This window comes from Bacillus sonorensis NBRC 101234 = KCTC 13918 (assembly GCF_001592005.1).
Lineage (GTDB): Bacteria > Bacillota > Bacilli > Bacillales > Bacillaceae > Bacillus > Bacillus sonorensis.
In genome coordinates this window covers 50,709-72,459 of record NZ_BCVZ01000003.1, presented here as the reverse complement: position 1 = coordinate 72,459, position 21,751 = coordinate 50,709, and the positions used below count along the sequence as shown (strand labels likewise).

Here is a 21,751-nt window from a genome sequence, read left to right as displayed (position 1 = left end):
ATCTGTAGAACAGGTTTGAATGTGAAAAAAGTCACAAGTATGTGAAATTCTTAACAAAGTTCGTAGAACTTACACAAATTGAAGATGCAGCCCTTAGAAAACAAATTCATGATTGAATCTGTATTATAATAAAAGAAGAAAAAGTCAAAACTGTTATATATAAATCAAAATACCGAAAAACGGCGCGTTGTCTCCATTTAGGACAAGAAAAACACCCGCTTCTTAAGAAACGGGTGCTGTCATTGGGCGGCTAATACCTCGGCGATTTTGTCTTCGATATCTTTTCCTTTCTCATCATCAAGCAGCTGATTTAAAATGACAGAGAAAATCAACGTTTCTCCGCTTTTTGTATCAACATAGCCGGATAATGAACTGACGGTCGACAGCGAGCCTGTCTTTGCCTTTACTTTACCTTTGAGGGCCGGATTTTTCATACGGTTGCGCAATGTTCCGCCGGCCATTCTGTCACTTTCGCCGGCAACCGGCAGTGAATGCAGAAAAACGGAAAACCATTTTTTATCCTGAACGGAAAATAACAGATTTGTGATCTGATGTGCGGAGATGAGATTGATATGGGAGATTCCCGAACCGTCTCTCAGGAGGATGGCGTCTGGATCAACGGCAAACCTCGGAAGCGTTTCTTTTAAAACGCCAAGCCCTTTCTCCCAGCTCCCTTCTTCTTTAACCGTCCTTCCCATCTCCTTGACCAATGTTTCGGCATGGCCGTTGTTGCTGAGCTTCATAAACGGCACCATCAGCTCTGAAAGCGGCATGGATTGATGGGTTGTGACACGGTGCGCGTTTTGCGGCGAGACGCCGGTTTTTGTTTTTCCGAGCACTTTGATGCCGTGCCGCTTGAGCGCCTGCTTAAACAAATCAAGAGCATAGCCGGTCGGTTCCCAAACAGCGATCCATTCCCTGACTCTTGATGTTTCCATCGGGATCGTGCCTTTGATATTGATCGTATTTGTGCCATGCTCCCTTGCGATTGTGATCTCTTTTTTTCCGTCGGCGGGGACGGTTTCGGCATGGTTGGCGATGTTTACATATGCCGTTTTTGGAGATACCGTAACCTTTGGTTTTTGCCCGGTTTTTCCGCCAGGGTTCACCTCGATGATCACTGTGCCTGCATCATAATCTTCATTTGGCGATGCGGTTAATGCGGAAATCTGTGCTCCGTAATATGTATGTTCATCGCTCCAGGATATATCTGGCGAATAGCGGACATCGTCATACCAAGTATCATCCCCGACAAGGTTTCCGCGGATCTGCCTGATTCCTTTTTGACGGATGCTTTTAGCCAGCTTATCAAAATCCTCTGTTAACAGTGTGGGATCGCCTTTTCCTTTTAAGTAGAGATTCCCTTTGACCTTTTTCCCTTGGACAGGCCCGTCAGCCAGCACCTCTGTTGTAAAAGAATAATCTTCGCCAAGCACAGAAAGAGCAGCGGCGGCGGTCAAAAGCTTCAGATTGGATGCGGGTCTCATTCTGACGTCTCCCATATGGCTGTATACGACCTTTCCGGTGTCCGCCGATCTGACGCTGATTCCCGCAAGCGCTCCTTTTAAGTCAGGCTCATTTTTTAATATCCGGTCAAGTTCGGCGGCAAGGCCGTCGTTCTTTTCAGTCGCATGGACGGCAACCTCTTCTCCAACTGTGTGGGACGCAATCCCCAGAACGAATATTATCATGATGCACAGGCAAAGCTTTACGGTTTTGGACATTCAGTTCCCCCCTTCCGCTCATGTTTTAATACTTTATTGCAAAAAGGGGCGGGATATACTTCGAAAATTGTGTAGTGTGGGCATTTGAAGCTGCCTGGAACAACAGTAAACTAAAAAATTCAAAATATTTCATTTCCCCGTCAAATTTACGGCATAAAAAAGCACCACTTATAGTTTACACTATAAGTAGTGCTGGAATTTTATTAGTAAGCCAGGCTGAATAGACCTTTAATATGGCTTAGGTAGCGCACGTTGCTTGCCTCTTTCATTAAGGAAGCAGGAAGTCCTTTCAGGGCTGTTGAGTTAGCGCCGATGATCGCAACTGCATCTTTGCGGCCAAGGCTTGCAAGCGTACCTGAGTTGACAGGGCTGAATGTTTCAAGAGATTTGTTTTCTAAGTATGCGTATAGGTTGTAGCCGATCAGTTCGCCCATTTGCCATGCAATTTGTGCTGTCGGCGGATATGGACGGCCGTCCGGACCAAAGACGACAGCGCTGTCTCCGGCAACGAACACATCTTCATGTGAAGTAGATTGAAGGAATTCGTTCACAGTCGCGCGTCCGCGGTTGACTTCAAGGCCTGATTCGCCGACAAGAGGATTTCCTTGTACGCCGCCAGTCCAAACAAATGTGTTGGCAACTACTTTTGATCCGTCTTTCAGATCAATGACGTTCCCCTCTACATTTGTGACAGGAAGACCTGTTAAGAATTCAACGCCGCGTTTTTCAAGGCTGGCAGTCGCGCGTGCGATAAGATCATCCGGAAGAACAGGAAGGATTTTCGGCCCTGCTTCAACCAATTTTAATTTGATTTCTTTAAGGTTTACACCGTATTTTTTCGTAAGATTTGGCATGATGTCAGCAAGCTCACCGACAAGCTCGACGCCTGTTAAGCCGCCTCCCCCGATAAGAATTGTTGCATCAGCTTCATTTTTTGTTTTGGAGTATTCGCGTACGCGTTCTTCGACATGCTTGAAGATCTTCTTCGCATCATTTGCGGATTTAAGAACCATGCTGTTTTCTTCAAGTCCAGGGATGCCGAAGTAAGCCGTTACAGAACCGAGGCCGACTACGAGCGCATCGTATGTTAGCGTAGAACCGTCTGAAAGAGCGACTTCTTTTTTATCAACGGAAAAAGAGTTTACTTTTGCGATTTTAAGATCGATGTCTTTTCCTTTGAAAAGCTTTGCAAGCGGCATAGCGATGGCTTGTTCTGAGACGTTTCCTGCCGCAAGACGGTGCAGTTCCGTAATGATCTGGTGAGTCGGGTATTGATTGACCACTGTTATTGTTGCTTCTTCTTTACTGTAATGTTTGCGTACTGTTAAAGCAGAAAGTAATCCGCCGTAACCAGCGCCTAGAATGACTATATGTTTTGACATCATGAATCCTCCGTCCTTATTCTAAATGTGTTCTGAAGGTATTATTTTTGTTTTTCGCGTTCTGACATGATTTGCAGGTAGCTTTGGACAAAGCGGAACAGTTTTTGAGCCTGCGGATCTTTAAGCATTCTCAGAAGACCGAACAGTCCGATCACTTCATTGCTTTCGTCAGCGCGGTCTTTTGCTTCGATCGCCGTCGCCGCGATATCTTTCGCCGTTTCTTTTACCGGCTCGAGAATTTCTGTAATGGCACCTACAGTATCGCTTTTTAATACTTCGTCAGTCGCCACGGATTGCGCGAAATCGTAAGACTTCGTCAAAATGTTTACCAGTTCAGTCAGCTTTGGAAGCTGGTCGACTAGAACAGTCAAAGACTCCTGTACTTCAGGTTTTAGCAGCTGATCAATGAGATCGCGTTGGCTTTGGCTAACAGATTCGTTTGTTTGATCGATTGTTTCCGGCATAACCAATTCTCCTTTACAATAAGCAATGTGCTATTTTTTGCAGGAAGTTCTTTCTGATCGGAGTTTGTGAATTTATGCACAAACAAATCCGCAGAGAAAGAGCCCCCCTGATGTGTTTGTTTTGCTTCTTTCAGTACCCCTGTCAATGGACTGAAAAACTTGCAATCTCAAAACACGATATATTTTACTATTAAATGATAACATTTTTTGAACAAAAAATGAACGTGATTGTTTCTGAAATGAAATAAAATCGTATAAAACTTGAAAAATGCCGCTTTTTCATCCCTTTCATTTCCTTAATTGTGACTTTTTTATCAGTTCCCCGCCGGTTTTGTAGCGTTGGGGGCAGAACAATACGCTGTTTTAGTTTACATAATATATTTATATTATACTAATCTTCGTCTTTTACATCCGGATCTTCGGGGATGGGTTCATTCAGGATGGCCTCAACCAGTTCCTTATACTTTTCCATCTGCTCCAGATGGGAGTTGAATTGTTCTTTGTTAATTAAATATTGCTGCCCGTCGTCGATCACGCGGATTTTCTTTTCTCTGATCAGCTGTTCAATGTATGCTTCAGAAAGCGACAAATATTCTGCTGTTTCTTTTATTGTTAAATACATGTCTCATTCCCTTTCGTCCGAATTTAGGCGAACGTTGTTTTTTTAAAGATCATACGATAAGGTACATAAGTTTTGATGATGGAGGCGCAGTTACCATGCATTCAAAATGGAATTCTGAAACATCTTACCCGCCCGCTGCCTCGCCACAACTGCCGCCGGGGCAACACCCGCAGCATATGACCCAAAGATTGAAAAACCTCGAGGATCAAATGGCTTTGCTGATCAAGCTGATGGAAAGCAACAATCAGCTCCTGCGTTCCATTGAAGAGCAGCAAAACCGCGTCTGCACATCGGGCGGCGGAGGATCGGTCATTGTCCGTATGTAGAACATCAATTGTTCTGATCAAAATAAAAGAGGAAGGACATGATCCTTCTTCTTTGTTTTTGCATCCTTTTGAAGTATACTACAGATCTTCGGCTGCTGAAAGCCGTGCGATTTCATTGTATGACTCAGGGTTTTCCAATGTTGATAAATCGCCTGTTGGCTCGTGTAAATAAGCAGCCCGTATCAGCCTTCTCATTACTTTTGCGTTTCTTGTCTTCGGGAGATCGCTGACGAAATATACCGCTTTCGGTTTCATCGTTTTTCCGAGCGTTTCGGCGGCCAGCTTCAGCAAATCGGTTTTCAAATGTGCAGAAGGCTGCTCGCCCGTTCTCAAAACGGCGAAGCAAACAACGGCCTGCCCTTTCAGATCGTCAGGGACTCCGATCACCCCGGCTTCTGCCACAGCCGGATGACTGACGAAAACGGATTCGATTTCGGCCGGTCCGATCCTTTTGCCGGCAACATTGATCACATCATCCGAACGGCCGCTGATCGTCCAGTATCCTTCTTCATCCCTAACCGCCCAGTCCCCATGCACCCAGACATCGCTCCAGCGGCTCCAGTATGCGTTTTCATACCTGTCAGGCTCCTTCCAAAAACCGTTTGTCATTCCGACCCAAGGCTTTGTCAGGACAAGCTCCCCGACTTCGTCTATGACTTCGTCTCCCTGTTCATTGAAAACATGGGCTGCCATACCCGGCAGAGGCGAATTAAAGGTCATCGGTGCGATCGGCAATATCGGCACATTTCCCAATATCCCGCCGGCAATTTCGGTTCCGCCCGAATAATTAAAAATCGGCAGTTTCCCTTTTCCGGCATGGCGGAAAAGCCACATCCACGGTTCATAGTTCCATGGTTCTCCGGTCGAACCGATTGCTTTTAAGCTGTCCAGGTCATATTTTTTCAGGAAATCTTCGCCATACTGCATCATGGCGCGGATAAGCGTCGGTGAGATGCCGAGATGTGTGACGCGGTGGCGGCTGACAAGCTCCCAAAGCCTGTCAGGCCCGGGGAAATCGGGTGCTCCGTCGTATAATAAAATCGCGGCTCCGTTGATGAGACCTCCGAATATTAAAAACGGTCCCATCATCCAGCCCATATCCGTATACCAGAAAAACGCATCCCCCTGTTTGACATCCATGCCGAAGCCGGCGTCAAACGCCGCTTTAATCGGAAAACCGGAATGGGTATGAACGGCGCCCTTCGGCTGTCCGGTCGTTCCCGACGTGTAAAGAATCATGAGCGGTTCAGAGCTTTCCATCTCTTCCGTCCTCTCATGCGGCTCATGTTTCATCAATTCATCCCAATCCACGTCTCTTGTCTCATGCCATGGTACATCTGCATCATGAAGGCGGCAGACGACGACTTTTTGGACAGACGGGGATCTGTTCACAGCTTCATCTGCTTCTTTTTTCATGGTGATTACGTTTCCGCGCCTGACAAATGCATCGCAGGTGACAAGCATTTTCGCTTCGGCGGCATTCAGTCTGGCAGCTGCCGCATGAGCCCCATAGCCTGAGAAAATCGGGGAAAAGATCGCTCCGATTTTGGCGGCTGCCAGCATGGCAATGACCGTTTCAGGAATCATCGGCATGTAAATCCCAATTACATCCCCTTTTGAAATCCCCAGGTGTGTAAAACCTTTGGCCGCCCGCGCAATTTTATCGTGTAATGAAGAAAATGAAATCTGCTCCGTTTTCCCGTCTTCACGTTCCCAAATGATTGCCGTTTTTGCGGCTGTATCTGTTTGTCCGGCCCATTTTTCGACGGCATTGTACACGGCATTTAAGCGGCCGCCGGAATACCATCTCGGCCATTTGATGCCCCGGTCCATGTTTAATGTGCTGCTGTATCGCTTGTACCAGGAGATGCCGAGGGCTTTTTCGGCTTCCTCCCAAAACCAGGCGATATCATCTGTAGTGGCTTTCAAGAAATCGGCATAATCGGAAAAGCCGAGTGTCTTCATCCATTGAAACAGCCGGGTTGTTTTGATAAATTCCGGATCAGGCTGCCAAACCGCTTTTTCAGTCATCATCGTTCTCCTTTCCGTGTTTCCATGATCAGACAGGATATACCGGGTGCTTCCGCTCGCTAAATGCCACATATTTAGACATATAGGCGCCAAGCCGTTTGCCGAGTTCAGTCCGCAAAGAGCCGGCCGGAACAATGCCGTCGACGATCATTTCAGAAGCCAAACGGAAAATGTCGATGTCTTTTTGATACTCTTCACGCTTTTTGGCGATGAATGCGGACCGTTCTTCTTCAGGGAGCTCTGCGATTTTTTTGGCATACACGGCATTGACCGCGGCTTCCGGCCCCATGACCGCGATTTGCGCCGTCGGCAGCGCGAGACAGCAGTCTGGTTCAAATGCCGGGCCTGCCATCGCGTACAATCCGGCGCCATATGCTTTGCGGATGATGACGGATATTTTCGGAACGGTTGCTTCTGACATGGCGGAAATCATTTTGGCGCCATGCCGGATTATTCCCGCCCGCTCCACTTTTGTTCCGATCATAAATCCCGGTATATCGGCCAAAAAAAGAAGCGGAATGTTATAGGCATCGCATAAATTGATGAATTTCGCGGCCTTATCTGCGGAATCGTGAAATAAAACTCCGCCTTTTATCCGCGGCTGGTTGGCGATGATGCCGACGGGCAGCCCGTGGAGTCTTGCCAGCCCTGTCATGAGCTCGGGTGCGAACAATTTTTTTATTTCATAAAATGAATCCTTATCGACGACCCGGCGGATCAATTCCATCATGTCAAACGGGGTGTTTTGGTTTTGCGGGATGACATCCTCCAATGGTTTGTCAAATGTTTGCGCGGGTCTCGCTTCGGCAATGGGCGCTTTTTCCGCATAGTTTGCCGGGAAATAGGACAGATACCGGCGCGCTGAGAGAATCGCTTCTTCTTCCGTTTCAGCGAGGACATCTCCGCACCCTGATACAGAACAATGCATTCTCGCACCGCCCATTTCTTCAAGGGTGACCTTTTCCCCGATCACCATTTCCGCCATGCGCGGTGAGCCTAAGTACATTGAAGCGTTTCCGTCGACCATGATGACGATATCGCAGAAAGCCGGGATGTAGGCGCCGCCCGCTGCGGAAGGGCCGAACAGCAGACAGATTTGCGGGATGCGACCGGATAATTTGACTTGATTGTAAAAGATCCGGCCCGCCCCCCGCCTCCCGGGAAACATGTCAACTTGATCCGTGATCCTTGCTCCGGCCGAGTCGACTAAATAAAACAGCGGACAATGCAATTTTTCGGCTGTTTCTTGGATGCGGATGATTTTTTCGACGGTTCTGGCTCCCCATGATCCGGCTTTGACGGTTGAATCATTGGCCATGACGCAAACGGTTTGCCCGCCGATTTTGCCGATCCCCGTGACGACTCCGTCAGCAGGAAGCCCTTCAGACATACAATTGGCAAAAAAAGCGTCCTCGAGATCAAGCCCCTCGTCAAGCAGCAGTTTCAAACGGTCCCTGACAAACAATTTGCCTTTTTTTGCATTGGCGTCATGGTATTTTTGCGCTCCGCCTTTTGCGATGTCGCTGATTCGCTCGTTCAAATCCTTTTCGTCCGGCATCGGCTGTTCCCTCCGTTTCTTGTTATTCTCCCTTATATTCGGGCTTTCGTTTTTCTAAAAAAGCTTGCAGTCCTTCTGTACGGTCTTTTGTCGGAATCGTCAGTTCGTACGCTTTTTGCTCGATGGCAAGCCCGGTTTCGATGTTTGTCTCAAGACCTTTATTGATCGCAAACTTTGCCTGTCTGACGGCAACCGGCCCGTTTGCTGCGATTTTTTGTGCGATCTCTTCGGTTTTTTTCCTTAGTTCTGATAATGGAACGACATGTTCGACAAGGTTTAGATCCAGTGCGGTTTGGGCGCTGATACGGTGTCCCGTGTAGATCAGCTCCTTCGCCTTGCCCCTGCCGATCAAGCGGGGAAGCCGCTGCGTCCCGCCGGCACCAGGAATGATTGCCAGCGTTGTTTCAGGCAGGCCGACTTCAATATGGTCGGCTGCGATTCTGATGTCGCATGCCAAGGCGAGCTCAAGCCCGCCGCCCAAGGCGCTGCCATTGAGAGAGGCGATCACAGGCTGAGGCAGGCTTTCTACCTGATGAATCACGCTTTGGATCAAGGAAACCGCCTGCTTCGCTTCAGTACGATTCATCCGAGCTCTTTCCTTCAAATCCGCACCGGCGCAAAACGTTTTATTCCCCTGTCCCGTAATGATAACGCAACGGATGTCCGGATTGTTTCTCATGTCGCGGAGCAGGCCGCACAGCTCGCCAAGCAGCGCAAGCGACAGCGAATTTGCGGCCTGCGGCCTGTTTAGTGTTAAGACGGCGATTGTATCTTTCTGAACAGAATACAGGATGTTCGGCTCCACGATGGTCTCCCTCCTTTATGGCAATTTGCCGAGTGATTTGGCGGCCTGCAAATTGCGGCTCGGCAGCTGCCTTCCCATTTTTTCTTCGACCCATCTCGCTGCCTTGAGAAGCTTCCCAAGATCAACACCGGTCTCAATGCCCATTTGGGCGCACATATAGATGAGGTCATCTGTTGCGGCATTTCCGGAAGAACCCGGCGCATAAGGACAGCCTCCCAATCCCCCGCATGCCCCGTCAAAAGCCGTGATTCCCATGTTCATGGCCGTCAGCATGTTGGCGAGCGCCATCCCTCTTGTATCATGAAAATGAACCGCGATCTTTTCTTTTGGAAAGCGTTTCAGCAGCGCTTCCAGTACGATTTCCACCTGTACGGGATTCGCCGCGCCGATCGTGTCGCCTAGGGACAGCTCGCAAATGTCCATGTCGAATAGTGTTTCAGAGATGCGGATGATCCGATCCAATGGCACGGCTTTCTCATAAGGACAGCCAAATACAACAGAAAGGTAGGCCCTTGCAGTACGTTTCGCCTTGATGGCTTCTGTGATCACCTCTTTCAGGACGGGAAGCGTCTCATCGATTGTTTTGTTGATGTTTTTCAGGTTGTGGGTTTCGCTTGCCGACATAAAGACGGCCGCCTCGTCGATATCCCCTTCAAGCGCCCGTTCAAGCCCCTTTGCATTGGGGACGAGCGCTGCATATGTGACTCCCGGCTTCCGCTTGATTCCTTTGGCGACCTCCAATGCATCGGCAAGTGGCGGAATCCACTTAGGATGGACAAATGATGTAATTTCAATATAGGGAAGCCCTGTAAGGGAGAGCATGTCAATCCAGGCGATTTTGTCGCCTGTAGAGAGCACGCCGTTCTCATTTTGCAGACCGTCCCGCGGTCCGACTTCTTTTATGCGGATGTTATTTGGAATGTTCATCTGCTTTCCCCCAGACGCTATTGAAGCTCTAATAATACGTCTCCTTCATCAGCAAAATCGCCCTCGCGCTTTTTGATCTCTTTTACAGTGCCGCTCGTTTCCGCCACAATCGGGATTTCCATTTTCATTGACTCTAAAATGGCCACCTCCTGTCCTTTCTCGATTTCATCTCCCGGACGAACTAAAATTTTCCATATGTTGCCCGCCATATTGATGACAACTGTATTCATAAAGCCCCTCCTTTTGGTTTCAATACATGCCGCTGTATAAAATCGGTTTGCACCCCGCCTTTTTGAAAGGCAGGAGATCGTACGATTTCTTCAAGCAGCGGAATGTTTGTTTTGATTCCAGCCACTTTGTATTGCGGGAGCGCCGCGAGCAAGGTTTCAATCGCTTCACATCTGCTTTTTCCTTTCGCAATCATCTTGGCGATCATCGGATCATAATACGGGGTGATGGTCATGCCGGCTGATACGGCGCACTCGTGGCGGATGTTCGGATGTTCCGGCAGCGTAAAGGCGGTGATGCGTCCCGGCGATGGAAAAAACGTTTTCGGGTCTTCAGCGTAAATTCTGACTTCAATGGCGTGGCCGTCCCGTTTTACATCTTTCTGTGAGAAAGAAAGCGGTTCGCCGGAGGCGATATACAGCTGCTCCCTGACAAGGTCAAGCCCTGTAATTTCTTCTGTGACCGGATGTTCGACCTGAAGCCGTGTATTCATTTCCAAAAAATAAAAACGATTCTCCTGATCTACTAAAAACTCAATTGTCCCCGCATTGGTATAACCGATTGACAGAGCGGCCTTTACAGCGGCTTCACCGAGTTTTGCCCTCATGTTTTCATCAAGCAGAGGGGCCGGGGCTTCTTCGATGACTTTTTGCTGCCGCCTTTGGATCGAACAGTCGCGCTCCCATAGGTAAACGGCATTCCCATAGTGGTCTATTAGAATTTGAATTTCGATATGGCGTGCATGTTCGACAAACTTTTCAATATACATGGCACCGTCTCCGAAAAAATCGGCCGCCCGCTTTCTGTTGCCTTCATACGCCTTTTTTAATTCGTCTTCATTGCGAATCAGCTGCATGCCGATTCCGCCCCCTCCAAATGAGGCTTTCAGCATGACGGGGAAGCCGATCGACCGGGCGGTGCCGACGGCCTCATTCAAACTTGACAGGCTATGCGTGATTCCCGGCACAACCGGAACCTTCGCTTTTTCCATCGCTTTTCTCGCTTCAATTTTATCTCCCATTTTTGCGATGACATCCGGGGAAGGCCCGATAAAGATGATATTCTCTTCTTTGCACCTTTCAGCAAAACGGCTGTTTTCCGAAAGCAGCCCGTATCCCGGATGGATGGCATCGGCTCCCGCTTGTTTAGCCGTTTCGATGATTTTTTCGATATTTAAATAGCTTTCATTGACGCGCGGCTTCCCGATCAGCCAGGCTTCATCGGCTGCATTTACATGCAGGGATTCCGCATCTGCTTCAGAGTATATGGCCGCTGTTTGGATGCCGAGCCGTTTACAGGTGCGGATGATGCGAAGCGCGATTTCTCCGCGGTTGGCAATTAGCAATTTTTTAAACAAAAAAGCTCCCCCTTTCATGTTAGTCGGGCATTGACAACAAAATTACAGTTTAAACATCTCATGCGCCTGTTCCCTTAATTTGAATTTTTGCACCTTTCCTGAGGCCGTCATCGGAAATTCATCAACAAAGACAACATGGCGGGGAATTTTATAGCGGGCGATTTTTCCTTTGCAATACTCCCGGATTTCTTCGGCTGTTGCATGTTCTCCGTTTTTGAGCTTGATCCAGGCTGACACTTCCTCGCCGAATGTTTCGTCAGGTACGCCGACAACCTGGACATCGAGTATTTTTGGGTGCTGATATAAAAATTCTTCGATTTCCCTTGGGTATATATTTTCGCCGCCCCTGATGATCATGTCTTTTAATCGTCCTGTAATCCGGCAGTAACCGTCATCATCCATCACAGCCAAATCGCCTGTATGCAAAAAGCCTTCATCATCAATCGCGGCGGCTGTCGCCTGCGGATTTTTATAATAGCCTTTCATGACATGATAGCCGCGTGTGCAAAGCTCGCCTTGCCTCCCTCTTTCCACCTCCCGGTTGTTGTCAGGATCGGTAATTTTCACTTCAATATGAGGGAGGGCCCGGCCTACTGTTTCAACCCTTCGCTTGAGTGAATCGTGAACTCTTGTCTGGGTAATCACCGGTGAAGCTTCTGTCTGCCCGTAAGCGATCGTGATTTCGGAAATTCCCATTTTTTCAATGACGCCTTTCATAACCTCTGTCGGACAATTTGAGCCCGCCATAATCCCCGTTCTTAAAGAAGACAAATTGTATGAAGCGAAATCTTCGTCATTCATCTCGGCGATAAACATCGTGGGAACGCCGTGAAGCGCGGTGCATCTTTCGGATTCAACGGTCTTGAGCACTTCCCTCGGGCTGAATTCCTGAACGGGAACCATTGTGGCGCCCACGGTGACACAGGCCAGATTTCCAAGCACACAGCCGAAGCAGTGAAAAAAAGGAACCGGGATACACATGCGGTCATTTGCCGTTAAATTCATACATTCTGCAATATTGACGGCATTATTGGCTAAATTGTAGTGGGTCAGCATGACGCCTTTCGGAAAACCGGTCGTGCCTGATGTATATTGCATATTGATCACATCGTGTTCATTCAGGCTGGCCATTCTTTCTTCAAGCTCTTTTTCGCTGGTCAGCGAGGCTTTTTCTAAAAGGTCTTCCCAGAGATACATCCCGGGTTTCCTGTTTTTCCCGAACAGCATGATATGTTTCAAAAAAGGCAGTCTGTCAGATTTGAGTTCGCCCGCTTTGGAGTTTCTCAATTCGGGAAGAAGTTCATAAAGAATATCAGTATAGGAAGTGCCGCGGTAGGAATCCATGAAAAGAAGCGTGGTCGAATCCGATTGTTTTAGTACGTATTCCAGCTCTGATAATTGATAATTCGTATTCACTGTGACGAGGACCGCTCCGATTTTTGCGGCGGCAAATTGGACGGTCAGCCATTCAGGCCTATTTGAAGCCCAAATGGCAATGTGTTCACCCTTTTGAATGCCGAGGGCCATCAATCCTTTTGCCGCTTTCCGGCATAGCTGGTCAAATTGCTGATACGTATAGCGAAGGCCGAGGCCGGTATAGACGACAGCTTCATGATCAGGCGCTTTTTCCGCCGTTTTTTCCAATAGCTTTCCAATCGTCAAATGGATCCGCTCTGCCACTCGTTTCTCTCCCCTTCTACAGAAAGCGTTTTCATTAATAAGCGATTTTGTTCATGCCCAGTTGTCTCGCGATCACAAGCCGCTGTATTTCTGATGTTCCTTCACCGATTTCCATCAGCTTCGCGTCACGCAGCATCCGTTCCACTCCATATTCCCTCATATAGCCGGATCCGCCGTGAATTTGAATCGCCTGATTGCACACTCTCACAGCCATTTCCGAAGCAAACAGTTTGGCAAAAGCGGCTTCTTTTGTGAACGGGCGGTCTTGATCCTTCAGCCAGGCGGCCTTCAGCACCATATTGCGGGCAAGCTCAATCTCCACCGCCATATCGGCAAGCTTGAACTGAACCGCCTGAAAAGAAGAGATCGGCCGGCCGAATTGCTTCCGCTCGTTTGCATAAGCCAATGAAGCGTCAAAAGCGGCTTGGGCGATTCCCACTGCAAGCGCGCCGATCGAAATCCGCCCGCCGTCAAGCGTTTTCAGGAATTGTTTAAACCCTTTCTCAGGGCTGCCGAGCAGATTTTGCTTCGGAACCCGGACATCTTCCAATATAAGCTGTGATGTGTTGGAGCCTCGCATCCCCATTTTGTCGTATTCGCTTTTGATGGTGAAGCCTTCGGCGTCTGTCGGGACGATGATCGCTGAAATGATATGTTTTCCGTTTTTATCCTTGCCTGTCACCGCTGTGACAATGACGGTGCGGGCGTATCCCGCATTTGTAATCCAGCATTTTTCCCCGTTGATCACAAAGTCGTCACCGTCCTCGCGGGCCTTTGTTTGTGTGCCCCCGGCGTCTGATCCGGCATTTGGCTCTGTCAGCCCGAACGCTCCCAGCGCTTCGCCTGAGGCAAGCGGTACAAGATATTTCTGTTTCTGTTCTTCTGTGCCGAAGTAATAGATCGGCGAAGCGCCAAGAGAAACGGCGGCTGCATAGCTGAGCCCGGTGCTGCCGCATGCTCTGCCGATTTCTTCAACAGCCAGCGCATAGGAAATCGTATCGCCTCCTGATCCGCCGTAGCATTCTGGAAACGGGATGCCGAAAAGGCCGAGCTTCCCCATTTTGCGAAAGGTTTCAATCGGAAATTCTCCTGTTTTGTCCACATGCTCGGCATGAGGCGCGATTTCGTGTTTAGCAAAGTCTCTGGCAAGATCGCGGACCATTTTCTGTTCTCTTGTCAATTCGAAATTCATCAGATGCCCCCCTTTTTTTCTCGTCAATATGTTGAGCGGCAAAACTTTGTAACATTATATTAAAAACGTGCGGTCTTCATGCCAGAGGATTTCGGACAGGCGCGGATTTCCCCGGTTGAACGCACTAAAAAACCCGCCGGCTTCGGCGGGTTTTAAGCTTTATATTCTAATGTGTCCATTTCCGGTCAGCATATATTTGCTTGTCGTCAGGTCTTTCAGCCCCATCGGTCCCCGAGCGTGAAGCTTTTGCGTTGAAATTCCGATCTCCGCGCCGAAGCCGAGAGCTCCGCCGTCTGTGAACCGGGTGGATGCGTTGTGATAAAGCGCCGCGGCATCAACGGCGCTGAAAAAGGCTTTTGCCGTTTCCTTATTTTCCGTGACAATCGCTTCAGAATGCTTTGTACCGTATGTTTCAATATGGTCGCACGCTTCATTCAGATTGCTGACGACTTTGACGGCGATATCAAGACTTAAATATTCATTTCGCCAATCGGCTTCATCGGCGGGTTTTGCGTCTGGAATGAAGCGGATGGCCTTTTCGTCGCCATGGACCCGGATGCCGTGTTCGTTTAAAGCGGTGATCAACGCATTTTTGTTTTCTTCAAGCCATGTTTCATGGATGATCAATGTTTCTAGCGCATTGCAAACAGCCGGCCGGTCTGTTTTTCCATTGATCAGAATGCTGAGCGCTTTTTCAGCGTCAGCCTCTCTGTCGATATAAAGATGGCAGTTGCCCACCCCGGTTTCAAGGACGGGGACTGTTGCATGTTCTACGACTTCTTGAATTAAAGCGCCGCCTCCCCGGGGAATCAGTACATCGATGTGTTCCTTCATCGTAAACAGCTCTTTTGCAGCGCTCCGATCAGTGCTCCCGATAAATTGAACGGCATCATGGGGAATGTTTGTGCCGGCAAGGGCTTCATGCATGACAGAGACGATCGCTTGATTGGAATGCCTGGCAGATGATCCGCCTTTTAAAACGATCGCATTTCCCGATTTTAGAGCAAGACCGGCCGCATCGACGGTCACATTTGGCCTCGCTTCATAAATCATGCCGATGACACCGAGAGGAACGCGGACTTTTTCCGCTTTCAACCCGTTATCAAGCGTCCAGGCTGACAGCGTTTCGCCGACGGGATCATCCAGCTCTGCCACCTCTTTAAGGCTTTTGGCAAAGCCGTGCACTCTCTCCTCGTTCAGTGACAGCCGGTCAATATATGCTTCATCATAGCCTTTGTCTCGTCCGGCTTCTGTGTCTTTCTTATTTTCAGTGAGGATCAGTCGCATGTTTCTCTCAAGATGGTCCGCCAGCGTGTACAGCGCTTCGTTTTTTTCATTTTTTGTGACCTGTCTTAAACGTTTTGCCGCTTTTTTTGCTTTTATCGCTTTTTCTTCGATGTGTGCCCGGATGCCTTTGTCAATTGCCGTCATGGTCAATTCCTCCTTTTTTGATCCTTAAAGCGGGATGGATAGCTCCAAATGACAGACAAACGCGTCTCTGTCTACGACAGCCTGTGAGGAAGCTGCTGTTTCCTGATTCGTACCCTTCTTCCATTTACGAAGCTGGGATGAAGAAAAATTGACGACGCCGAGGCCGATTTCTTCTCCCTCCTGGTCAAGGATTCGAACGACGGAACCGTTGCTGAAACGGCCGTTTATTTCGTAAATACTAGAAGGATACAGGCTTTTTCGGTCGATGATCAACTCTTTGCTTTCATTGCTGACGATGATGTCGCCTTCTGGGCCAGAGTTAAAGGCTATCCATTGTTTTTTATGATTGAGGGTGTGTGAAGCGGCGTTCGGTTCAAAATACGTTCCCCGCGCGGTCCCGCTGATGGCTTCATATAAAATATCCGGACTGTCGGCGCGCCCCAAAAAACCTTTGATGCCTGAGGCCATTGTGATTTTAAATGCGTCCAGTTTTGATCTCATACCGCCGGTGCCGACATCACTTCCGGCGTCTCCGGCTGATGCTTCCATTTCCGCGGTGATTTCATTCACTTCTCTTATCAGATTGGCATTTGGTGTTTGCCGCGGATTTGCATCATAAAGTCCGTCTATGTCTGAAAGAATGGTCAGCACATCAGCATCGATCAGGCCGGCGACCTTCGCTGCAAGCGTATCATTGTCACCAAATTTGAGCCGGTTTACGGTGACCGTGTCATTTTCGTTGATGATTGGGATGATTCCGCGCTTCAGCAGGACATTCATGGTGTTTCTCACATTGTTGTACCGTTTTTCATCAGAGAAATCGCTTCTCGTGATTAAAATTTGTGAAGCGATATAGCCGTGGGATAAAAAGAGTTTGGAATAGGCCTCTATCAACAACCCTTGGCCCACTGACGCAGATGCCTGCTTTTCGGGCAGTGTATCAGGCCTGTTCATAAATCCGAGCTTTCGGTATCCGGCTGCAACCGCACCTGATGATACGAGCAGCACTTCATGCCCTTCATCCTTCAGACGGACGATCTGTTCGACGAGCTTTTCGAGTTTTTTGCTGCTGATTTCTCCGTGGAGGCTTGTTAACGAACTGCTCCCCACTTTGACAACTACCCTCTTTTGCTTAGAGGTCATTTTATCACTCCTGTTTTTTCGTTCATGTCCGGTGCTACTTTACTGTGACGAATCGTTCCAATTCCCGGCTGATGGTTTTCGAGCGTTTGGCTGCATGTTTGATCGCCTGTTCGATCGCTTCGCCGCCCCCGCTTTCTTCCAAAGCTTTCAAACCGGCAGCGGTCGTACCGTTAGGAGATGTGATGTTGTCTTTCAGAACAGCGGTATCTTCAGGGCTTTCCAGAAGCATTTTTGCGGCGCCGAGCAGTGTCTGCGCTCCGATTTCCCTCGTTAATTTTCCGCTTAATCCGGCTTCTGCCCCTGCTTTTTCGATATGCTCCATTAAATAATAAAAGAAGGCTGGCCCGCTTCCGGCAATTCCTGTGAAAATATCCATTTTGTTTTCGTCGATGACATAGACCTCTCCCATGCACTGGAGCAATTGCTTCACGGTTTGTGATTGATCGGCGGAGACTGCGCTTCCTTCAGACATCGCGGTTGCCGAGGCGCCGATCGTACTGGACGTATTCGGCATCATTCTGATGACGGGCTGCTTATCGTGCAGCGCTTTTTCGATAAATGAAATTGGGATGCCAGCTAATACTGACAAAATAAGCTGATGGGGTTGAATATGCGGTTTGATGGAATGAAGAGCATTTTCGGCGTCCTTGGGCTTCATCGCCAATATGAAACAGTCGATGTTCTGATAATCGAGCTCTTCTTTTTTAATGCCCTGTATTCCATATTTCTTTTGGAGTTCCTGTAAACGGCGGTGATTCTTATGGTTGGTCACATAGATTTGGCTGGCGGGCAGCTTTTTGGATTGGATGATGCCTGAAATCATCCCTTCCGCCATGGAGCCTGCTCCAATAAAAGCTACGTTTTTTTGCTTAATATTGATCTTTAACATCTCCCTTTGTTCGCATTTCTGTTCGTATTTTTCGAACACGGTTAGTATATTAACACTTTAGATATTTATGTCAAGTTTGCATGCTTTGACTGGACGGGATTGAAAATGCGGAAAATGGAGATTTTTGCAGAAAAAAGGAAGCATAAAATATGTCTATTTGGAAAGACCGGCCCTTTGCCTTATGCATGTTTTGTCATGAGAAGGCATTTTGTCTTATGAAAGCGGGGAAATCCAGAACTTTTGGCGCGGTTCAATAGGATGAAATCAAGACAGAACCGCAGCAAAAGGAAAACCGCGGGTCTGAAAGAGCCGGAACCCGCGGTTTCCCACGTCAATATTGAGTAATATAAAGCTCCTCTTCATCACCCCGCCATTCCGCATACAGCACTTTGCTGTAATCTGTTATGTTTTGGCGTGATAATTGATGCTGAAGCCAGCTCTCATCAAACCCGGCTTCCTTCAGGTTTTCCTTTCTTAGCTGGCCGTCAAGAATAAGTGCGATAGGAAGCTGAATGGATTTATACGGGATGTTTAAGTCTGCTCTCGTCGGGATCCCGTATTTATGTTTCGGAAGGACGCTGATTGAGCCGTCGGTTTCCAATATGGCGTACTCGATTTCATGAAGGGAAAAACAGTTCTTTTCGCGCGCTAATGTTTGCAGCTGGTTTAGATCCAGTTTATTTTTTTTTAAGGCTTGATAATTGATTTTTCCCTTATTGATGATGATGCTCGGCTGTCCTTCGAGGAAGCCTCTTATGCTTTGAACTTTTTGTGATAGAATCTCGATCGTATAGATGAGGACTCCCCAAACAATGATGGCAAAGAGGATCTTCCAAATGGTCACTTCTTCGTCAAAAATCGCATTTCCCACCATCTCTCCCAAAATAAGCGCGGAAATGAAATCAAACGGGGTGATTTGGGCGAATTGGGTTTTCCCTAGTATCTTCGTCGTAATAAATAAAGCTGCAAATCCGATTGTCAGTTCAACTGCTAAATGTAAATAGTCCATCAAGGTTCCCTCCCGATTCTCTCTTCATTGTTAACAATCGGGATGCAGTTTAAACCTCCGGTGTTTTCGGCATTATCCCTAAAAACGATCGAAAAAGCTGATCCGCCGTCTTATTGAACAAACGTTATATCCATTCTTTTTCTTTTAAAAAACCAATAATGACGTCAGCCGCTTCATCTGCTGTGCAGCGGTTTGTATCGATAGTCAATTCAGGGCTGACAGGGGGTTCATAAGGAGCATCCACCCCGGTGAAATTCTGAATCTCCCCTTTTTTAGCTCTCTGATAAAGCCCTTTCGGATCGCGCTTTTCACATATATCGAGCGGACAGCTGACATGAATTTCGATAAATTCCCCTTCGGCAAACAGCGTTCTGATTTGGTCGCGGTCTTTGCGATGCGGTGAAACGAAAGCGGTCAGAACGATTTGACCGCTGTCAACAAAGAGCTTGGCAACCTCTCCGATTCTCCGCAAATTTTCGGCCCGATCTTCCTTGCTGAAGCCGAGACCTTTATTTAAACCGTGCCTGATATTATCCCCATCCAGCACATAGCTTCTCATACGCGACTGATGCAGCCGTTCATCCACCTTGTTCGCTAGCGTTGATTTTCCGGAGCCCGGAAGTCCGGTAAACCAAAGCACACCGCTTTTATGCTGATTGAGCCGCTGCCTGTCGGCTTTTGTAATAGATGGCTGGTGCCAAACGATATTCGTCATCTTTTCGGGCTCACCTCTTCTGCAGTCTGTTTTTTCATGCCTTTAATCAACACATCGCTCACTTCAGGTCTTGTAAATTCCTTTGGCGGCTTTTGCCCATTTCTGAGCATTTCCCTGACCTTTGTTCCTGATAAATGGACATGGTCTTCCTTGCCGTGTGGACATGTTTTGAGCGATCCCATATGTCCGCATATTTTGCAGTAAAAGCAATGTTCAAAAAACAATGGCTCAATTCCGAGCTCTTCTTTTGTAAATCGGCTGAAAATATGCTGGGCATCATAGGTGCCGTAATAGCTTCCGACTCCCGCGTGATCGCGTCCTACGATAAAATGCGTGCAGCCGTAGTTTTTGCGGACGAGGGCGTGAAAAATCGCTTCCCGCGGCCCGGCATAGCGCATAGCCGCCGGAAATACTGCCAAACAAACGCGGTCTTTAGGATAATAGCGTTCTAAAAGCGCCTCATAGCTTTCCATTCTGACATCAGCCGGGATATCGTCTGATTTTGTCTGTCCGACGAGCGGATGTAGAAGCAGTCCGTCAACGATTTCCAAAGCCGATTTTTGAATGTACTCATGGGCGCGGTGCACCGGATTTCGGGTTTGAAAGCCGACGACGGTGTTCCAGCCCTGTTTTTTAAACAGCTGTCTCGTTTCTTTCGGGTCAAGATAAAAGCGGCCGAACTTTTCCCGTTCCGGGCGGCGGATCATCATGACCGGACCGCCCATATACACGTTCGGACGTTCAAACAGTTTCTTTACCCCCGGGTGGTGCGGGTCGGCTGTTCCGTAGACGTTCACCGCCTCCTGCAGTTTGTCGGGCATATACAGATCGGTAACAGTCAAAACGCCGTAGACGATTTTGTTTTTGACGAGTTTGACGGAGTCGCCGATATTGATCCGCCTGATCGCTTCTTTCGTAACGGGCAGTGTGATCGGAATGCTCCACGCGATCCCGTTTGAAAGGCGCATCTCATTGACGACGGACTGATAATCCCGTTCATTTAAAAACCCGGTTAAAGGGCTGTAACCGCCTGTGGCAATAAGCTCAAGGTCGCTTAACGCCATATCATCCAGTTCGACTTCATAGACAGCTTGATTTTCCGGATGGCAGGCGTCCATCCGGCTAACTAAAGTCCCTCCATGCGGCTGGTTCTCTTTCATGTTTTCTCCTCCCGACGATCGATTTTATATTGTTCCTTTGCCGATTGTCTCTGGGCTCCCATTTGCCGGTCTGCTTCATCAGGTGACAATACCGAGCGTGGCGAGGAAGACGCAGAAAACAACAGCGACTGAATAAAGATCAAAATCAAGAAAGATTTTGACAAGACTATAAGAAATAACAAGCGAAAAAACAGGTGAAACAATCCATACTTTCAGCAGTTTCGCAATGAGGCTTTTACGAAAGATCACCTCTCCCTTTCTCAGATAGTCCGATTCCGATGATGCTGCATGTCGTAATCTGGGTTTGCGAAACCGGGATGCCAAGCAATGATGCGCCGATCACTAATGCGGCTCCAAGCCCTGAAACGGCAGATCCCTGTAATAGGGAGAAATTCGTGATTTTTTTGCCGTTTGTTTCAATCACCCTGCTGCCGAGGCAAATCGCGCCGATTGCAACGAACAAACCGCCCCAAAATGTTCCGCTTTCAATTGATAACAGTCCTGCTCCTACAAGCGGCCCTACGGAATTGGCGACATTGTTCATTCCGGCCGAAAAGGCCTCAAAAAAACCCGTCAACACAACCAGCACGGCCAGGATGCGGGACCATTTTTTGCGTTTCAGCCATTTCAGTCTTCGTTCTGCGCTTTTGATCAACTGTCCGAGGAAAAAAGCGAGAAAAAAAGCAATGATCGGGACGATCAGCCAATACATGACAATGACAAGCAATTGATCTGTAAATACCGCCTGAAAAGCGATGCCCACACCGACGATCGAGCCGACTGTTACTTCGCTTGTTGAAAGGGGAATGCCCGCCATGTTCGCAATAAAAAGCGATACAGCTGACGCTCCAAGAATGATCACGACAATATTCACATTAAGAATGGACGGGGGGATAAGGCCTGAACCGATCGTTTTCACCACTTCTCCCCCGCCTATCATCGCTCCGAGAAAAACGCCGATACCGCTGATCCACAGGGCGGCCCGCCTTTTCCGGACGGCCCCTGCTCCATAGGCGATGCCCATTGCTGCCGCTGCACCGCTGGCTCCGATATTCATGGCGAAAAATAAAGCGATTATAAATGCCAAAACTGTAATCGTCATCTTCTA

19 protein-coding genes and 1 pseudogene are annotated in these 21,751 nt (G+C 48.3%); 1 reads left to right on the top strand and 19 read right to left on the bottom strand.

What is annotated here, in order from left to right; translation table 11 throughout:
- Positions 1-239 precede the first annotated feature (239 nt).
- From dacB to BTR1S_RS05710, 4 genes are all read right to left on the bottom strand, one after another.
- The gene (gene dacB, locus BTR1S_RS05725) at positions 240-1,724 is read right to left on the bottom strand and encodes a D-alanyl-D-alanine carboxypeptidase/D-alanyl-D-alanine endopeptidase (RefSeq protein WP_029418814.1); all 1,485 of its coding nucleotides are present in this window, start codon (positions 1,722-1,724) and stop codon (positions 240-242) included.
- A 203-nt stretch (positions 1,725-1,927) separates the two neighbouring features.
- Complete coding sequence (locus BTR1S_RS05720) at positions 1,928-3,106, bottom strand: NAD(P)/FAD-dependent oxidoreductase (RefSeq protein WP_029418813.1); 1,179 nt, start codon at positions 3,104-3,106, stop codon at positions 1,928-1,930.
- A 41-nt stretch (positions 3,107-3,147) separates the two neighbouring features.
- A complete protein-coding gene (locus BTR1S_RS05715; protein ID WP_006637148.1) occupies positions 3,148-3,570 on the bottom strand; it encodes a helical membrane plugin domain-containing protein in 423 nt (140 codons plus the stop codon).
- Positions 3,571-3,961: 391 nt separating this feature from the next.
- A complete protein-coding gene (locus BTR1S_RS05710; protein ID WP_006637149.1) occupies positions 3,962-4,192 on the bottom strand; it encodes an excisionase family DNA-binding protein in 231 nt (76 codons plus the stop codon).
- Positions 4,193-4,287: 95 nt separating this feature from the next.
- Between BTR1S_RS05710 and BTR1S_RS05705 the strand changes: the two genes are divergently transcribed.
- Positions 4,288-4,518 (top strand): hypothetical protein, encoded by a 231-nt coding sequence (locus BTR1S_RS05705; RefSeq protein WP_006637150.1) that lies wholly within the window; start codon positions 4,288-4,290, stop codon positions 4,516-4,518.
- A 78-nt stretch (positions 4,519-4,596) separates the two neighbouring features.
- Here the strand turns inward: BTR1S_RS05705 and BTR1S_RS05700 are convergent, their stop codons facing one another.
- The 15 genes and pseudogenes from BTR1S_RS05700 to cysP all read right to left on the bottom strand — a co-directional run bounded on the left by BTR1S_RS05700 (position 4,597) and on the right by cysP (position 21,745).
- Positions 4,597-6,549: an AMP-binding protein gene (locus BTR1S_RS05700; RefSeq protein ID WP_029418812.1), complete on the bottom strand. Its 1,953-nt coding sequence runs from the start codon at positions 6,547-6,549 to the stop codon at positions 4,597-4,599.
- 28 nt (positions 6,550-6,577) lie between these two features.
- Complete coding sequence (locus tag BTR1S_RS05695; protein WP_006637152.1) at positions 6,578-8,107, bottom strand: acyl-CoA carboxylase subunit beta; 1,530 nt, start codon at positions 8,105-8,107, stop codon at positions 6,578-6,580.
- Positions 8,108-8,129: 22 nt separating this feature from the next.
- A complete protein-coding gene (locus tag BTR1S_RS05690) occupies positions 8,130-8,912 on the bottom strand; it encodes an enoyl-CoA hydratase (protein ID WP_006637153.1) in 783 nt (260 codons plus the stop codon).
- A 15-nt stretch (positions 8,913-8,927) separates the two neighbouring features.
- On the bottom strand, positions 8,928-9,839 hold the full coding sequence (locus BTR1S_RS05685; RefSeq protein WP_006637154.1) for a hydroxymethylglutaryl-CoA lyase: 912 nt from the start codon (positions 9,837-9,839) through the stop codon (positions 8,928-8,930).
- A gap of 17 nt (positions 9,840-9,856) precedes the next feature.
- Complete coding sequence (locus tag BTR1S_RS05680) at positions 9,857-10,069, bottom strand: acetyl-CoA carboxylase biotin carboxyl carrier protein subunit (RefSeq protein WP_029418811.1); 213 nt, start codon at positions 10,067-10,069, stop codon at positions 9,857-9,859.
- Positions 10,066-11,424, bottom strand: a complete 1,359-nt coding sequence (locus BTR1S_RS05675; RefSeq protein ID WP_029418810.1) for an acetyl-CoA carboxylase biotin carboxylase subunit — start codon at positions 11,422-11,424, stop codon at positions 10,066-10,068. Before BTR1S_RS05675 ends, BTR1S_RS05680 begins: the two co-directional genes overlap by 4 nt.
- A gap of 42 nt (positions 11,425-11,466) precedes the next feature.
- On the bottom strand, positions 11,467-13,104 hold the full coding sequence (locus BTR1S_RS05670; protein WP_006637157.1) for an AMP-binding protein: 1,638 nt from the start codon (positions 13,102-13,104) through the stop codon (positions 11,467-11,469).
- Between the two features lie 34 nt (positions 13,105-13,138).
- Positions 13,139-14,296: an acyl-CoA dehydrogenase gene (locus BTR1S_RS05665; RefSeq protein WP_006637158.1), complete on the bottom strand. Its 1,158-nt coding sequence runs from the start codon at positions 14,294-14,296 to the stop codon at positions 13,139-13,141.
- A gap of 159 nt (positions 14,297-14,455) precedes the next feature.
- A complete protein-coding gene (locus BTR1S_RS05660) occupies positions 14,456-15,727 on the bottom strand; it encodes a glutamate-5-semialdehyde dehydrogenase (protein WP_029418809.1) in 1,272 nt (423 codons plus the stop codon).
- Positions 15,728-15,751: 24 nt separating this feature from the next.
- Complete coding sequence (proB, locus tag BTR1S_RS05655; RefSeq protein WP_006637160.1) at positions 15,752-16,870, bottom strand: glutamate 5-kinase; 1,119 nt, start codon at positions 16,868-16,870, stop codon at positions 15,752-15,754.
- 34 nt (positions 16,871-16,904) lie between these two features.
- Positions 16,905-17,759, bottom strand: coding sequence for a pyrroline-5-carboxylate reductase (gene proC, locus BTR1S_RS05650; protein WP_029418808.1), 855 nt, complete (start codon positions 17,757-17,759; stop codon positions 16,905-16,907).
- Positions 17,760-18,090: 331 nt separating this feature from the next.
- Positions 18,091-18,768 (bottom strand): YetF domain-containing protein, encoded by a 678-nt coding sequence (locus tag BTR1S_RS05645; RefSeq protein WP_006637162.1) that lies wholly within the window; start codon positions 18,766-18,768, stop codon positions 18,091-18,093.
- A 124-nt stretch (positions 18,769-18,892) separates the two neighbouring features.
- Positions 18,893-19,483 (bottom strand): adenylyl-sulfate kinase, encoded by a 591-nt coding sequence (gene cysC, locus BTR1S_RS05640; RefSeq protein WP_006637163.1) that lies wholly within the window; start codon positions 19,481-19,483, stop codon positions 18,893-18,895.
- Positions 19,480-20,643 (bottom strand): sulfate adenylyltransferase, encoded by a 1,164-nt coding sequence (gene sat / locus BTR1S_RS05635; RefSeq protein WP_029418807.1) that lies wholly within the window; start codon positions 20,641-20,643, stop codon positions 19,480-19,482. Before sat ends, cysC begins: the two co-directional genes overlap by 4 nt.
- Positions 20,644-20,721: 78 nt before the next feature.
- Positions 20,722-21,745: pseudogene (gene cysP / locus BTR1S_RS05630) on the bottom strand (sulfate permease).
- Between the last annotated feature and the right edge of the window lie 6 nt (positions 21,746-21,751).

Coding starts and splice junctions, on each gene's coding strand:
- dacB (WP_029418814.1), bottom strand. CDS start 1,724: ATGTCCAAAACCGTAAAGCTTTGCCTGTGCATCATGATAATATTCGTT.
- BTR1S_RS05720 (WP_029418813.1), bottom strand. CDS start 3,106: ATGTCAAAACATATAGTCATTCTAGGCGCTGGTTACGGCGGATTACTT.
- BTR1S_RS05715 (WP_006637148.1), bottom strand. CDS start 3,570: ATGCCGGAAACAATCGATCAAACAAACGAATCTGTTAGCCAAAGCCAA.
- BTR1S_RS05710 (WP_006637149.1), bottom strand. CDS start 4,192: ATGTATTTAACAATAAAAGAAACAGCAGAATATTTGTCGCTTTCTGAA.
- BTR1S_RS05705 (WP_006637150.1), top strand. CDS start 4,288: ATGCATTCAAAATGGAATTCTGAAACATCTTACCCGCCCGCTGCCTCG.
- BTR1S_RS05700 (WP_029418812.1), bottom strand. CDS start 6,549: ATGACTGAAAAAGCGGTTTGGCAGCCTGATCCGGAATTTATCAAAACA.
- BTR1S_RS05695 (WP_006637152.1), bottom strand. CDS start 8,107: ATGCCGGACGAAAAGGATTTGAACGAGCGAATCAGCGACATCGCAAAA.
- BTR1S_RS05685 (WP_006637154.1), bottom strand. CDS start 9,839: ATGAACATTCCAAATAACATCCGCATAAAAGAAGTCGGACCGCGGGAC.
- BTR1S_RS05680 (WP_029418811.1), bottom strand. CDS start 10,069: ATGAATACAGTTGTCATCAATATGGCGGGCAACATATGGAAAATTTTA.
- BTR1S_RS05665 (WP_006637158.1), bottom strand. CDS start 14,296: ATGAATTTCGAATTGACAAGAGAACAGAAAATGGTCCGCGATCTTGCC.
- BTR1S_RS05660 (WP_029418809.1), bottom strand. CDS start 15,727: ATGACGGCAATTGACAAAGGCATCCGGGCACACATCGAAGAAAAAGCG.
- proB (WP_006637160.1), bottom strand. CDS start 16,870: ATGACCTCTAAGCAAAAGAGGGTAGTTGTCAAAGTGGGGAGCAGTTCG.
- proC (WP_029418808.1), bottom strand. CDS start 17,759: ATGTTAAAGATCAATATTAAGCAAAAAAACGTAGCTTTTATTGGAGCA.
- BTR1S_RS05645 (WP_006637162.1), bottom strand. CDS start 18,768: ATGGACTATTTACATTTAGCAGTTGAACTGACAATCGGATTTGCAGCT.
- cysC (WP_006637163.1), bottom strand. CDS start 19,483: ATGACGAATATCGTTTGGCACCAGCCATCTATTACAAAAGCCGACAGG.
- sat (WP_029418807.1), bottom strand. CDS start 20,643: ATGAAAGAGAACCAGCCGCATGGAGGGACTTTAGTTAGCCGGATGGAC.